General features: G+C 51.8%; 9 protein-coding genes. 3 read left to right on the forward strand and 6 right to left on the reverse strand.

What is annotated here, in order from left to right; genetic code table 11:
* Positions 1-39: 39 nt before the first annotated feature.
* On the reverse strand, positions 40-1,728 hold the full coding sequence (locus C2M35_RS08780) for an alkaline phosphatase (RefSeq protein ID WP_234000044.1): 1,689 nt from the start codon (positions 1,726-1,728) through the stop codon (positions 40-42).
* Between the two features lie 300 nt (positions 1,729-2,028).
* Between C2M35_RS08780 and C2M35_RS08785 the strand changes: the two genes are divergently transcribed.
* Entirely contained in the window at positions 2,029-2,940 is a 912-nt protein-coding gene (locus tag C2M35_RS08785; RefSeq protein WP_105265120.1) for a pirin family protein, read from the forward strand.
* A gap of 129 nt (positions 2,941-3,069) precedes the next feature.
* Here C2M35_RS08785 and C2M35_RS08790 read toward each other — a convergent pair whose 3' ends face one another.
* The 3 genes from C2M35_RS08790 to C2M35_RS08800 all read right to left on the reverse strand — a co-directional run bounded on the left by C2M35_RS08790 (position 3,070) and on the right by C2M35_RS08800 (position 5,762).
* Entirely contained in the window at positions 3,070-4,251 is a 1,182-nt protein-coding gene (locus C2M35_RS08790; RefSeq protein WP_105258911.1) for a S8 family peptidase, read from the reverse strand.
* Positions 4,252-4,265: 14 nt separating this feature from the next.
* On the reverse strand, positions 4,266-4,817 hold the full coding sequence (locus tag C2M35_RS08795; RefSeq protein ID WP_105200926.1) for a hypothetical protein: 552 nt from the start codon (positions 4,815-4,817) through the stop codon (positions 4,266-4,268).
* Positions 4,818-5,132: 315 nt separating this feature from the next.
* Positions 5,133-5,762: a response regulator transcription factor gene (locus C2M35_RS08800; RefSeq protein WP_105265121.1), complete on the reverse strand. Its 630-nt coding sequence runs from the start codon at positions 5,760-5,762 to the stop codon at positions 5,133-5,135.
* Positions 5,763-6,145: 383 nt separating this feature from the next.
* On the opposite strand from C2M35_RS08800, the gene C2M35_RS08805 reads away from it, so the two are divergent.
* Complete coding sequence (locus tag C2M35_RS08805; RefSeq protein ID WP_105265122.1) at positions 6,146-6,838, forward strand: hypothetical protein; 693 nt, start codon at positions 6,146-6,148, stop codon at positions 6,836-6,838.
* Between the two features lie 15 nt (positions 6,839-6,853).
* On the opposite strand, the gene C2M35_RS08810 is transcribed toward C2M35_RS08805, so the two are convergent.
* Positions 6,854-7,207, reverse strand: a complete 354-nt coding sequence (locus C2M35_RS08810) for a cupredoxin domain-containing protein (protein WP_105265123.1) — start codon at positions 7,205-7,207, stop codon at positions 6,854-6,856.
* Positions 7,204-9,462 carry a heavy metal translocating P-type ATPase gene (locus C2M35_RS08815; protein ID WP_105265124.1) on the reverse strand — a complete coding sequence of 753 codons (2,259 nt, stop codon included), beginning with the start codon at positions 9,460-9,462 and terminating at the stop codon, positions 7,204-7,206. The genes C2M35_RS08810 and C2M35_RS08815 overlap by 4 nt, the downstream gene beginning before the upstream one ends.
* A 561-nt stretch (positions 9,463-10,023) precedes the next feature.
* Here C2M35_RS08815 and C2M35_RS08820 point away from each other — a divergent pair.
* Complete coding sequence (locus tag C2M35_RS08820) at positions 10,024-13,845, forward strand: HYR domain-containing protein (protein WP_105265125.1); 3,822 nt, start codon at positions 10,024-10,026, stop codon at positions 13,843-13,845.
* Positions 13,846-13,974: the final 129 nt, after the last annotated feature.

A 13,974-nucleotide genomic window follows, 5' to 3' on the forward strand; every position in this document is an offset into this window, starting at 1 on the left:
ACTTAGGTGCCAAGGCCTTACGCCCCGGCACCCAATCTCTTAGTTGGCGCCCAGTAAGGCCTTAGCCATTAACTGACCGATTTCGGTGTGGTGCAACATGCTTGAGAACGGCTTGGTCACGCCATCTGGGCCAAACGCATACACGGCAACCGGCGTTGCGGTATGAGTACCGTTACCCCAAGTCACGCTTTGCTCCGAGCTAATCGCACGGGCAATCAAGGCTCCTTGGTCTTCATAGGCATACACATAGAAGTCGCTGAAATCATTGATAGCCGGCACCTGAGTCGCACTTAGGTACTTGTGATCCGCATAATAGTTTTCGTTGGGCTTAACCGCAGCAATGGCTTGGGCATCTGCATAATCGATATGGAAATCCGGGTGCAGGGTCGCGTTTACCGCAGTTTGCCATTGCTCCGGCGTTGAAGCGCCAAAATCCCAATCAGCATTCACCTGGTCGTAAATCGCATAGAAAGACGCTTTTTGATCGTAAATCTTGTCCAGAGTAGAAAGCGAACCAAAGTTGTAGTTTGGATGGTAGTTTTCACCCTTCATACCATCACCCGACAAGGTAGTGGCTTCAGGAATATTATGTGCCGAGTAGCTAAAACCAAAACCACCGGTTTCGTGGTCGGCGGTGATCACCACTAGGGTGTCATTGCGCTCGCTTACCCACTCGTACACGGCATCAACCGCTTCATCAAACTTCAATAGTTCGTGTAGCATCCAGCCGGTGTCATTTACGTGCGCCGCCCAGTCGATTTGACCACCTTCGATCATCAAGAAGAAGCCATCTTCGTCTTGAGACAAAACATCCAGGGCTTTTAGCGTCATTTCACGCAGTGAAGGCTCGTGGTTACACTGGCTTTCATCGTTTTTACAGGCCGTGTATTCGATGCCATCGTTCATCGCCGAGTCGTCAAATAGACCCAGCAGCTTAGCACCCTCTGCCGCGCTCAACTGCTCCTTATCAAAGGCCAGGGTATAGCCGGCGTCGCGTGCTTCTGCGATCAGGTTACGATCATCGCTACGCTTAGACTTTTTAATTACGCTGGTGTTACCGCCTAGCTCGGCAGCCAATGCATCTTTGCGATCGGCGGTATCTTGTGGCAACCAGTGACGCGCACCACCACCTAGCAATACATCAACCTGATTCATCAATAGGTCTTCGGCAATTTCGTTCTCAAATGAACGATGTGGTTGGTGCGCCGCAAAAGCCGCCGGCGTCGCGTGAGTAATACGGGTATCTGTCACTAAGCCTGTGGCCTTGCCCGCTGCCTTGGCTTTTTCCAAAATGGTCTCGACCACATTACCCTGGTCGTCCAGGCCAATCACTTCGGAAGCCGCCGCTATGCCGGTAGCCAGCTGAGTCGCCGAGCACGCCGAGTCTGTTACCAAAGAACCGTTTTTGCCACCCGGGGCATTAAGCGATAAACCAACGTGGCCGCCGTCGGCAAACTTCTGCATGCCCGTAGTCGTGCTTGCCAATACGCTGTTTGGCGCACGACGCGCATATTCTTCAAGCAGGCCGATTTGTTGCGGGCCCATGCCGTCGCCGATCATTAAAATGACGTTTTTAACCGAGGTAACTTCTTCTTGTTCAACCGGTACTTCAACGATTTTTTCGACCTCAACAATGCGCTCTACTTCAACTGTTTTTGTGTCCGAATCACAGCCCATTAGCAGTGCCGAAGAAATGGCCGCCGCCAGCATGGTTTTATTTATTTTCATTTTTTTCCCTGATAATACTATTTTAGTTAGTGGTACAGGGCGGCGATAATGAACGCGCTTTGTTAAAAATAAATGAAACTTTTGTAAAGGTTTAAATTATTGGGACATTAATTTTTATATTTATAAAATAACCATTCCCATATTAGGGATAAAATAAATCAAACCATATTTCTTTCTCTCCCCCTAAGCCAAGCGCGCTTTATCTAGACTTTTTTTATCTATTTGCCCAAGGGAGGCTAAACTTGAAAAGCAGCTTAGCGATTTAGTTGATTTATCGGGGTCAATTTCAGGGAGCAAGGCATGAGTCGTGTCAGTAATGTAGAGGCGCAGCAGAGTAAACCGATCGCCGCACATTCGCCAATTCGAGCACTGTTAACACCACGCTATAAAGATATGGGTGGTTTTTCGGTGCTGCGCTCCCTGCCCACCTCACAGATCACCACCATAGGACCCTGGATTTACTTCGATCACCTAGGACCGGCCACCTTTGCGCCCGGACAAGGGGTTAATGTGCGTCCTCACCCTCATATTGGCATAGCCACAGTCACCTATATGTTCGACGGCGAGCTGCTGCATAGAGACTCCTTAGGCAGAGTACAAGCGATTCGTCCCGGCGATGTTAACCTAATGATTGCCGGTGCCGGCATAGTACACTCAGAGCGCCAAAGTGAGCAGGAGTGCGCTAAAGCGCACAGTCTTGAGGGCTTACAGTTATGGCTGGTATTGCCAGAAGAGCAAGAGCAAAGCGACCCGGCCTTTTATCATTATCCCGCTGAAGCCTTGCCTATCACCTCGGTAGCTGGGGTCCCGGTGCGGGTGATGATGGGCAGCGCCTACGAGGTAAGTTCACCGGTAAAAACCTTTTCCGATACCCTTTACCTTGAAGCCGAATTAGCACCCGGACAAACACTGCCCCTGCCCAATTGCGAGGAGTTAGGCTTGTATGTAGTGCGTGGCCATATTCACTGCGGCGGCACCTCGGTGCCAGCTCAAAGCATGGCGGTGTTCGATTGCGCACCCACGCTGAGCATCCGCGCTCATGAATATTCACGCATCGTCTTGCTCGGCGGTGCTCACCTCGGGCCCAGGATCATAGATTGGAACTTTGTATCAAGCAGCCAGACCCGTATCGAACAGGCAAAAGAAAAATGGCGCCAGGGGCGCTTTCCAAAGGTGCCCGGCGATGAGGAAGAATTTATCCCTCTGCCTTAATCAGGAAAGCCAAGTCTATAAGTACATAACCCAGGTCAATACCCTGTTGCGGTAACAGGAGTTATACGGCTTGATAGAAAAAAAGGTCGCCCCGATTGAGACGACCTTTTAAGGAGGGGAACTTACTTGTTACTTCACGCCCTTGCCATTACAGCTATTAACCATTAAATGATCATATGCGGCTTTGGCCTGAACCAAGCCATTACCATACTTGTAGTCATAGCCGGCATCGCCCAAATCCTTCGCCGAAGCGCTCAAGGCATTGCGGATCTCATAGTTATTACAGTGTGGGAAATGACTCCATACCAAGGCTGCGACACCGGACACATGAGGCGTCGCCATTGAGGTACCCGACATCCAGGCATTGCCACCACCGGGGAACGTGGAATAAGTGTCTACACCAGGAGCTGCAAGCTCAATCTGAGAAGTTCTTTGTGAAAATTCAGCATGTTGCATATCCTTATCCACTGCCGCGACCGACACCACGGAATCGTAAGATGCGGGGTAGCTATGGGTGGCGTTGCCATCATTACCAGCAGCGGCAATGGCCAAGACACCGGCACGCTCTAGTCGTGCAAAAGCACGTGCTTCAACCTTGCTCGAAAAGGCGCCGCCCAAACTCATGCTCACTACCTTAGCACCGGCGTTGGCGCAATCCGCCACCGCGCCAGCAAGATCTGAGGCATAAACAAAACCGCCCTCGTCATCAAACACTCGTACTATGTGTAATTCGGCCATACCTGAGCCTAACACCCCGGTCACACCGCCGTTACCATCGATTGCGGCTATGGTGCCGGCGACATGGGTGCCATGACCATGGCCATCCTGATACCAGGGGCCAGCGCCTTCATCGTCACCAGTCACAGTAGTGCTTGGCAAATCCGGGTGTCCCAAATCATAACCGGTATCGACAACACAGACCTTGATACCGCCGGCATAGTTAAGCTGATCCGCTTGCACCATGGCTAGGCCGTATGGCGCAATATCTTGAAATTCATTGGCGGAAACTGCGCTTGGGATAACCTGGCGCACGGCATCAATTTCGGCGGATTTCATCACCCCCTTTGCCTGTAATTGTTTAAATGTATCGGCATTAACCACAGCCGCCACGGCGTTATCATGATCCAACTGGCGTTTTACTTCGCCACCGGCAGCCTCAATGGCGGCGATCAGCTCGGCCTTATTGCCCTGATGATATTCGAATATGACACGAGCCGTTTTGCCCGCCAGCATATCTGTACCCTCAACCAGCTCGGCTTGCGCCGAAAAAGCAGTGGCTACTAATACAGTGAGTAAAGTTTTATTAAACATCCGTATTCTCCTTATTATTCTGCTTCGTTAGTTTCTGGGCAGCTGTGTTGCTGAATATTACCGTTCACTGTGCCAACATTACCGTAACCCTCATAGGGTCCGTCGATAAGGTTAAACGCGGTAATGGCACCATGGAAATTGCCTTTACCTTCGCCGGTATCAAAGAAACAGACAAAGCCTGTGCCTTCTCCAGGCGCCTGAGGGTTTTTCGATGAGTAGCTAAATTGCGCTTCAAACTGATCCATGCAGTTACATTCCTGCACGCCGTTTTCTAATCCTTCATCGGTCAACGCACAATAACCAAAATTATCTACTTGTGCCTTAAGGCTTACACCACCAACATCTTCGAAATCAATGGCGCTGTGATCGACATAGTTAACGCGACCCTTAACCTCATCCCCGCCGCAATTTTCGGCGTTAAAAGTAAAGACGGCATTCTTATCACCACCGGCCGAAGCCATGGTGCCGCCGCCAGTAAACTTATGCTCACCGATAAAGGTACAGCCGCTCGACAAGGTTGCGGCCAACAACGCCACGCTAAGCAATTTGAGTTTGTTTTGGACCATAACGTCCTCCATTTGTCATTATTTTTAACTTCATTGCATGTTTTTTATTGCGCACTTGTTCAAACAGTAATGAGAGCCATATAACAACCAAGATGGCACCACTTCCTCACCTGTTGTGAAATTCCAGTGTAAGCAGTTACCAACAATTAACATATAACGCAGATGCGCTAATTGAACGGCTAAATTGACCTAGGCCATTTGACCTAAAATAGCCGTTCAATGCGAAAAAAGTCGTGGTTTTTGAGTAAAAACCAGACTTTATTGCAATTATTGGCACAATAAAAAAGGGGCTAGCTTAGGTGCTGAGCTACAGGTCTACAGCTCAAGGGCATGAGCCAGGCGCTTATATTTCACCGCCGCCTGAGTACGGTTTTCAACATCCAGCTGTTTAAATATGGCACTGGCGTGAACACGAACGGTTTTCTCGGAAATATTCAACTCACGGGCAATTGCCTTGTTGCTTAAACCATCGGCCATTTGCCTTAACACCTTGCCTTGACTGGGGGTCAACAGGGGTAATACATGGAGTTCATCAGCCTCGGGCAAGACCTGGCGAGGGGCTACTGAATCGACAACAAGGTACTTAGAAATCAAGTCAATAATCACCGAGTCGAATTCGGTTTTAGAGACAAATCCGGCGGCGCCGGCGTTTAAACAGGCGGTGCAGCTGTTAAAGTCATCAAAGCCGCTGATCACTATCACAGGGACATTTGCGTAGTTCTTACATATGTATTCCACTCCCTGAATACCCTCACTGCCGGGCATGGAGAGATCAACAATGGCTAAATCTAGGTGTTGTTCTTTTTGCTCAAAAAGGCGAAACAGTTGATGGTAACAATGGGCACTTTCAACCTGAATATCGGGCCAAACGTCTTTAATTTTATGTTCAATGGCAAACACAATTAAAGGATGATCATCGGCTATCGCAATACATGCGTTACTCATTTTAAAACCCTCCTTAGCGGCCTTCCCTGCTTGTTTGGCTTAACTGACCCTAGCTGGTGAGCACACCTCTTGTGTGCTTTAGCCAACTTATTACAACGACCCCAATACGGATACAAGACCTTGGTCTAGCTTTCCTTTACCTAGGCTAGCCTTACCTAAATCTTCACGCTATGAAATCAGTTAATGCTCATAGTCAACATACAATGTACTTTACAAAGGTACAAGGTGCGCGCGATAGATTCTATTCTCACCATAACCCAGTTCCGACATCGCCCTGTGTTCCTCATTTCTAATTGCACCGCGCCGCCAAACAGCTTAGCGCCGATGCATTAACTTAAAGCCAACTATACTTTAATGATTGAACAACTAAGAAACAGCGCCCTATGACTCGCTCAGCCTTTGTTATTCGCCTTATGGTTCTTGGAGTTTGCAGCTTATTCGTTGCCTGTGGTGGCAGTGACGGCGACAGCGCCCCTCCAGTCAAAATATGCACCCAGACCAGCCTATATTACTGCCCTGCCTCCGCCTTTAATGACCCTTTTGGTATCGCCCTGACCATAGCCTGGTATACCGGCCAATGCACGAGAGAAGTGTTTTGCGAGGAAGACGGTAACGTGCCCGACGTCGACCCGGATAACGGCATCATTGACGATGACTTTATCAGTAAAAACTGGACGACCCAGTCACTGCAAGAAAGAGAGCCCAATAATGAATTTGAGCAGGCCACGCCCTTTATTCTCAGTCCCAGTAATGGCGTGTTGATCACAGGAGAGCTTGACGCCGCAAGCGATAAAGCCGATATATTCGCCTTTATTATGGATGGTCAAATCACCGTCAGTATCTATTTGTGTTCAACGCCGAGCACCTGTACCCAGCCGTTTTACAATGGCCCCGACCTCTACATCGAGCTCTATAACGCCAATGAGGTGTTATTGGATAGCACAGAAACACCCAATGAACTGGGCCATGTATTTACTGGCCCGCAATTATTGGATGGTGAGCAATATTTTATCGCCGTGCGTATCAGAGACGCTGCCATGGCTGCGCAAGAATATAAGTTAGTCATCACCGACTAACTTGAATCAAGGCCGTCACACCACGGTTAAGGTGCCACGATACATCTGCATCTGGCAGTGAAATGGATACTCTCCCGGAGCCAGGTCGGACAGCGTAACAGCTGTTAACTTGTCCAACTCCAGTTGCTCGCTGACTCCCAAGCTTGGGATCAGTAACATTTCCGAGCAGGGCGAGTGGTCCTTGCGCAAGAAATTAAGGGTCACAGTCTGATGTGCCGTCACCTGAATCGCCGAAGGAGTATAGACTCCGTCTTTAACCTCTATGGTCAGCGACTGCTCCTGCACCCGGGTTTGGGTCGGTTTGTAGAGCCAAAACCACCATACTATCAAGGCGATCAGTGCCAGTCCTAGAATGTTGATGATGATCATGCTTGTTTCTCCTTTGCCTTATGCGCAGTAAATAACCGCAGGCGGTTGGCGTTGCTAACCACAGTGAGGGAGGAAAAGGCCATGGCCGCACCGGCGATCACCGGACTCAACAGCATGCCAAAAACTGGATAGAGCACACCGGCGGCAATGGGAATGCCGGCAACATTATAAATAAAGGCACCAAAGAGGTTTTGCTTAATGTTTTTTAACGTCGCCTTGCTCACGGCAATGGCATCGGCAAGGCCATGCAGGGAGCCGCGCATTAGCGTGATATCGGCGCTTTCGATGGCCACATCCGTGCCCGTGCCAATGGCAAAGCCGACATCGGCCAAGGCCAGTGCCGGCGCATCGTTAATGCCATCGCCTGTCATCCCCACCAGCTCACCGCTCTGTTGCAGCTCTTTGACCTTATTGGCCTTGTCTTCGGGCAGTACCTCGGCAAAAAACTCTTTAATGCCGGCTTTATGTGCCACCGCAGCGGCGGTGTCCTGATTATCACCGGTCAGCATAATGACACGAATGCCATTGTCCTGGAGGCGTTCAATGGCGGCAATGGAGTCCTTTTTGATCGGATCGGCCACGGCAATAATGGCGGCCAGCTCCCCATCGATAGCAAAAAACATCGGGGTTTTGGCCTGTTTTGCCAAGTCGTGGGCGCGCTCGCTAAAATCCCCCAGCGTAATTCCCTGTTGCTGCATCAGCTTGGCATTGCCAAAGAGCAAGGCTTTATTATCGCAGCGCCCTTCCACCCCTAAGCCGGTCAGGGCCTTGAAAGAGTCAACGGGCAGCAATTCAACGTCCTGCTCTTGTGCCTTGCTCACTATGGCTTGTGCGAGCGGGTGCTCGGAGCCGCTCTCCAGACTCGCCGCCAGTTGCAGTACCTCCTGCTGTTGATGGTTGTCGGCAATCACCAGGTCGGTGACCTGAGGGGTTCCTTCGGTGATGGTGCCGGTTTTATCCAGCACCATGGCGGTGATTTTTGAGGCGGTTTGCAAGGCTTCACCATTACGTATTAGCACTCCCGCTTCGGCGGCCTTGCCCACCCCCACCATGACCGACATGGGCGTTGCCAGGCCCAGGGCACAAGGACAGGCGATGATCAGCACGGTAGTGGCGCAGACCATGGCCAGTGCCAGTGCTGGCTCGGGGCCAAAGTTCAACCAGGCCAGAGCCGTCAGTACGGCAATGATCATCACCACGGGCACAAAATAGGTGGCAATAACGTCGGCCAAACGGCCGATGGGCGGCTTGGAGTTTTGCGCCCGTTTAACCATATTGATAATGCGCGCCAGCGCCGTGTCTTTACCCACCCGGGTGGCCCGAAACTGTATCGAGCCAGAGGTATTGATGGTGCCAGCCGCCACTTCATCGTCTTTAGACTTTTCAACGGGCATGGGCTCACCGGTCAGCATGGACTCATCGATAAAGGTATGGCCTTCACTGACCACACCATCAACGGGAATTTTCTCGCCGGGTTTGACCTTGACCAGATCGTCCAGCAAGACCTGGGCAATATTAATTTGTACTTCTTTATTATCGCGGATCACGGTCGCGGTTTTGGCCTGTAAGCCAATCAGGCGCTTAATGGCCTCGGATGTTTTGCCTCTGGCTTTTAATTCCAGTGCCAGACCGAGGTTAATCAGGCCAATGATCATGGCGGTGGCTTCAAAATACACATGCCGCGCCATGGGGGGAATGGCCTCGGGGATGGCCACTACCACCATGGAGTAAAGCCAGGCGGTGCCCGTGCCCAGGGCAATCAGGGTATCCATATTGGCATTATGGTTTTTAAAACTTTTCCAGGCACCGGTGTAAAAATGCTTACCGGAAAAATACATTACCGCCAGGGTGAGCAGGCCAACGCCTAACCAGGCTGCGCGTTGCATAGATGTGGTGACCGACATATCGCCGCCAAGCAGGCCAAACAGCATTAATGGAACACCCACCGACAAGGCAATCACCGTATCCCTGACCAGCTTTTTATAATAGGCTTTATCGGCAAGTTCTTTTTCACCTAGCAAGTCTTCATCGTTTTGCTCTTGCACCGCCTTGGCGTTATAGCCCGCCGACTCTACGGCGGCAATTAAGGCTTGGGTTGAGGCCGTGCCGGTAACCAACACGCTTCTGTCGGCAAAGTTCATCTGCGCACTTACCACGCCCGGCGTTTTTTTCAGCGCCGCCTCTATTTTACCAACGCAGCTGGCACAGCCGGCTCCTTCGATAAGCAGCTGTTGATTTACGTTCGACTCACTCACTTAGTTCTCCTTATTCGCACCCCAAAACTCACGTTACTAGCAAGTTCCGCTGCTTCCGCTCGTTTTATCGCTATTGTCGATGAAAGTGTAGACCTGTGAGTAGGACCAAGGTCAAACTTAAATCAATTAATTAAAATAAAAGGGTAAGCTTGAGTGCGTTTATTGGCTGGGATTCGCCAGTTAGGTAGAAAAATAGGGCCGCTGTTATAGCTTGTAAGCAAATTACTAAAGCGCCTGATTGCCACCCCTAAGCCCTTGTCTTAAGGTTATAAAAGCGGCTTTATTGCGCTTTAGAAAGACCTATTCGCAGCCTTGTTACCCAGTCGCATCCTTATCAACAACGGCGGTAACATACTGTTTTATCAATTAAATAAGCCATTAACCCAGCCGAATATTGGTCTTTCGCTGCATTTCTTTACTAAACAGCAATAAACAACTATAGCTATAGCCACGTTGAAACATTGCTGGCTGAATGAAGTCTGCCCGACAAACTGACACCAAGTCTGCCTGACAAACTGAAGTGAAATCCGCCGACAAAAGAATCATCCTCAAGGAGATTTTATGTTGATTTCACTGCTGCTCAGGTGTGCCTGCACCTGCTCTCGCCTTTTACTAACCAGTGCCGAAAAAGGCGCAACTAGAAAGACACGTAACCACTTACGCAAACTCAATATAATGGCGAGTGTTACCTTATTACTGGCCTGTTTGTATATTCCCAATTCCTACGCCGCGAGCAGCTGTGGCGGCGATGGCGAGCGCGCCTGCTGTGCCGGTACCTTTGAGGTCTGGCTTGGCCAGGCCTGTGATTACGGCAATGTTGAAGTCGCGGGTTGCTCCGGAGACTGTACCTGCGGCGGGCTAAATCCATTTGGCATTCAGGCATCGGGCACCTGTAAAGCCACCACTTCCTGTGGCGGCGAAGGACAAAGAGCCTGCTGCAATGGCCTGACGGAAACCACCACCTCGGGTGAGCTACGCGCCTGCAACTCAGGGTTAGTTCCCGTCGCTGGCTGCGCCGGTAATTGTTATTGTGGTGGCAGCATAGCCACGGGGCAAGTTGCTCAACACACCTGTGCGCCGGTGACCGAATGCGGCGGTGAAGGACAAAGAGCCTGCTGTGTTGGCGAACCAAATACCAACGGCGCGTGTAATTCTGGTTTAACCGAAATACCCGGATGCTCCGGGGATTGCAGTTGCGGCACGGTTGATCCCGCCGACTGGCTGGGCGGCATTCCCTCGCAATCCAGTGGTACTTGTGCACGTGTCGGCAGTGTCGCCATCGAAGAACCGCAAGCGGGCTGGAGCGCCAGCGAGGAGCCGCGAACCTGTGCCCTGCGCGGCTACGCCGACCTGCATAACCACCTGTTTGCCCATTTAGCCCATGGTGGCAGGACCTTTGCCGGTGAGTCGGCCCCGGTTGATGACTTTGGTCAATTTACCCTAGATGCAAGTAACAGCATTAATTCAGCAATGTCGCAACAGGAAGATCTCGACATCCACGGCACTCACACCATACTCGAGGGCTTGATTAACGGCGATACCGTCGGCGCCGGCACCAAGGACGGCTCGGTCGGTACGGGTGCGCCTCCGTATTTCAATAACTGGCCGACCTGGACCACTACCACCCACCAGCAAATGTACTACCCCTGGGTGGAACGTGCGTTTCGTGGCGGTATGCGCTTGACCACCATGTTGGCGGTCACCAATGAGGCGCTGTGCAAGTCCACCGAAGGCAGCGACTGCGCCAACTCCATGGGTCCCATAGACGCACAAATAGAGGCCGCCTATGATTTCCAACGCTTTATCGATGAAAACTGTGCTGCCGACCCGGCCTCCGGCTTTTGTGCCGGCGAAGCGGGCGCCAAAGAAGGCTGGTTCCGTATCGTCACCAGCCCCTTAGAAGCACGCCAGGTTATAAGTGAAGGCAAGCTCGCCGTGGTGCTGGGCATAGAGGTGGATAACCTCTTTAACTGTAAAGAACAAAATAGCAATCGTCCCGAAGCCAGCTGCCCCAATATGCGCGACAGCAATGGCGAGCTGATGCGCAACGAGCTTGGTGAGCCCATAGACACGGTGACAAAAGCGGTGAATCATTACTTCGACAAGGGCGTACGCCACTTCTTCCCTATTCATAATTTCGATAATGCCTTTGGCGGCGCCGCCACCTGGAACGACATTATCGCCGTCGGTAATGCCTATTCGGAGCAGCGCTGGTGGCATATAGAAGACTGTGGTGTGGGATATGGTGAGTATGGCAGCCGGCTGTCCGGTGGGCCCTTCGACGACCTGTTAAAACGATTAATCGGCGCTATCGGCTTTGACTCCGAGCTGCCCGTGCGCCCCATCTATCCCCTTTACCCCGCGTGCAACCGCTATGGTCTGAACCTCAACGACACCGGCCCAGGTCCGGATAAACGCGGGTTAGGTAGTGAGTTATTTTCGGCGCTGATGGATAAGGGCATGATCATAGATATCGACCATATGTCCCGTAAGTCCCTGGACAACACCCTGGCCCTGACACGCCTGTATGCGGGCGATGAAAATAATCCCTTAGCCTACTATCCCCTGGTGGCCAGCCATGTGCAGTTTTTTGATTTGCACCAGCGTACGTTCGGTGGCAACCAGGGCCGTCATGAGCGCATGCGCACCAAAGAGCAACTCGAAGCCATTCGTGATGGTGGCGGTATGATAGCGGCCATGACCAAGGACGATGTGCAAGATACGGCAATCAAGGGCTATAAGGTCACCTTGCCCTACTCAGAGCCGCTTTTTGGCGTAGCCATCAAGGATAACTGCCGTCATTCTTCCAGAACCTTTGCCCAAGCCTATCAGTATGCGGTGGATGTGATGGGCGGCCCCGTGGCTTTGGGCAGTGATTTTAATGGCGTCGCCGGTCATGTTGGCCCTCGCTTTGGCGCTAATGCCTGCGGCAGTGATATTCCTACTTTGGCACCCAGCGCCGATGTAGAACGCAGCGCCCAACTGCGCGAAAACAATAAACTTATCTACCCCTTTACCCTCGACGGCTATGGTGCATTTGATAAGCAACTAAGCGGATTTAAAGCCTTTGACTTCAATGTCGATGGACTGGCCCATGTGGGTCTGCTGCCCGACCTGGTGAAAGACATGGAAAATATCGGTCTTGCCAAACCCTATAACGATGCCTTGTTTGAGTCGGCGGAGCAGTATATTCGCGTGTGGGAGCGTGCCCTGCGCATCGCCGCGTTGAAATACGGTAACCCTTTACCCGAAAGTCCCGCGGCGGAGCTTACCTGCCCTCGCAGCAATTTATGCCAGGGAGATAACAGCGTACCAGCGGGTATTAGTTGTCCGGCACAGGTGGTTAAAGAGTGCACCGGGCCTGATACCGAGGCACAATTTGCCGACCCCAGCGTGAGCGATGGCAGTTGTGGTGTGGCCACCTTCCAAGGTTGTATTCCAGGCTCAGGCTCGCTCTTTAGCGTGGGAGACAATCAGGTAACCTGCGCTGTGATGGACAGTGGCAGAAACTCCGAAAGCTGTTTCTTTAACGTGACCATACAGGATACTCAGGAACCGGAAATTACCGCCCCCGCCGATGTGCTCGCGTTTGAATGCACCTCACCCCAAGGTGCTTCCCCAGAACTCGGGCTGGCAAGTGCCGCAGATATCTGCGACCTAACTCCAGTTATTAGCAACGATGCCCCCAATATTATCCCCATTGGCGCCAATACCATCACCTGGACCGCCACCGATGGCAGCGATAATAAAGCCACGGCACCGCAGCTGGTGGAAATAGTCGATACCGTGCCCCCACAGATTAACTGCCCGCAAAACATAGTGGCCGAGTGCAGCGGCAACCGCTCTGCAACCGTGACCCCAGGCGCGGCAGCCGGGTCAGATCTCTGTTCAACCACGGTGGCGCTAAGTCAGCCATCAACCCAGTCTTTCCCCTTGGGGATCACCGAGCTCACCTACACCGCCACCGATGCTCAGACGCTGACCTCGAGCTGCACCAGTACGGTTAAGGTCGAGGATACGCTGGCACCACAATTCAACGACATCCTGGCCTCACCGCATATCCTCTGGCCGCCAAACCATGAAATGATTGACGTGGTGATCGCCCTTACGGTCAACGATGTCTGCGACAACAGCGTCCCCGTATGCCGCGTCACCGATATCAGCAGCAATGAGAGCAGCGATGGCAAGGGCGATGGCAGTACCGAGCCCGATTGGTCCTGGAATGCCAACCAAACCGGCACTACTTTGAACGTGCAATTGCGCGCCGAGCGAGAAGGCTCAGGCGACGGTCGCACCTACACCATCGACCTGGCCTGCAGCGATCTCAGTGGCAACACCAGTACGGCGCAAACCACAGTCTATGCGCCCAAAAATAACAATTAGTGTTAGAACATAAATTAAAGCCCGCAGCTGCGGGCTTTTTTATATCAACACGCGCCCTTGGCTTAAACGGCAAGGACCTCAGTAAGCGCCAGCTTGTAATTGCTTCATCAACTCCCCCCCTGAAAATAG

Source organism: Pseudoalteromonas sp. T1lg76 (assembly GCF_002964725.1).
Classification (GTDB): domain Bacteria; phylum Pseudomonadota; class Gammaproteobacteria; order Enterobacterales; family Alteromonadaceae; genus Pseudoalteromonas.

What these genes read in the sequence shown, in the direction of transcription:
- C2M35_RS08780 (WP_234000044.1), bottom strand. Translation starts at nt 1,728, where the DNA reads ATGAAAATAAATAAAACCATGCTGGCGGCGGCCATTTCTTCGGCACTG.
- C2M35_RS08785 (WP_105265120.1), top strand. Translation starts at nt 2,029, where the DNA reads ATGAGTCGTGTCAGTAATGTAGAGGCGCAGCAGAGTAAACCGATCGCC.
- C2M35_RS08790 (WP_105258911.1), bottom strand. Translation starts at nt 4,251, where the DNA reads ATGTTTAATAAAACTTTACTCACTGTATTAGTAGCCACTGCTTTTTCG.
- C2M35_RS08795 (WP_105200926.1), bottom strand. Translation starts at nt 4,817, where the DNA reads ATGGTCCAAAACAAACTCAAATTGCTTAGCGTGGCGTTGTTGGCCGCA.
- C2M35_RS08800 (WP_105265121.1), bottom strand. Translation starts at nt 5,762, where the DNA reads ATGAGTAACGCATGTATTGCGATAGCCGATGATCATCCTTTAATTGTG.
- C2M35_RS08805 (WP_105265122.1), top strand. Translation starts at nt 6,146, where the DNA reads ATGACTCGCTCAGCCTTTGTTATTCGCCTTATGGTTCTTGGAGTTTGC.
- C2M35_RS08810 (WP_105265123.1), bottom strand. Translation starts at nt 7,207, where the DNA reads ATGATCATCATCAACATTCTAGGACTGGCACTGATCGCCTTGATAGTA.
- C2M35_RS08820 (WP_105265125.1), top strand. Translation starts at nt 10,024, where the DNA reads ATGTTGATTTCACTGCTGCTCAGGTGTGCCTGCACCTGCTCTCGCCTT.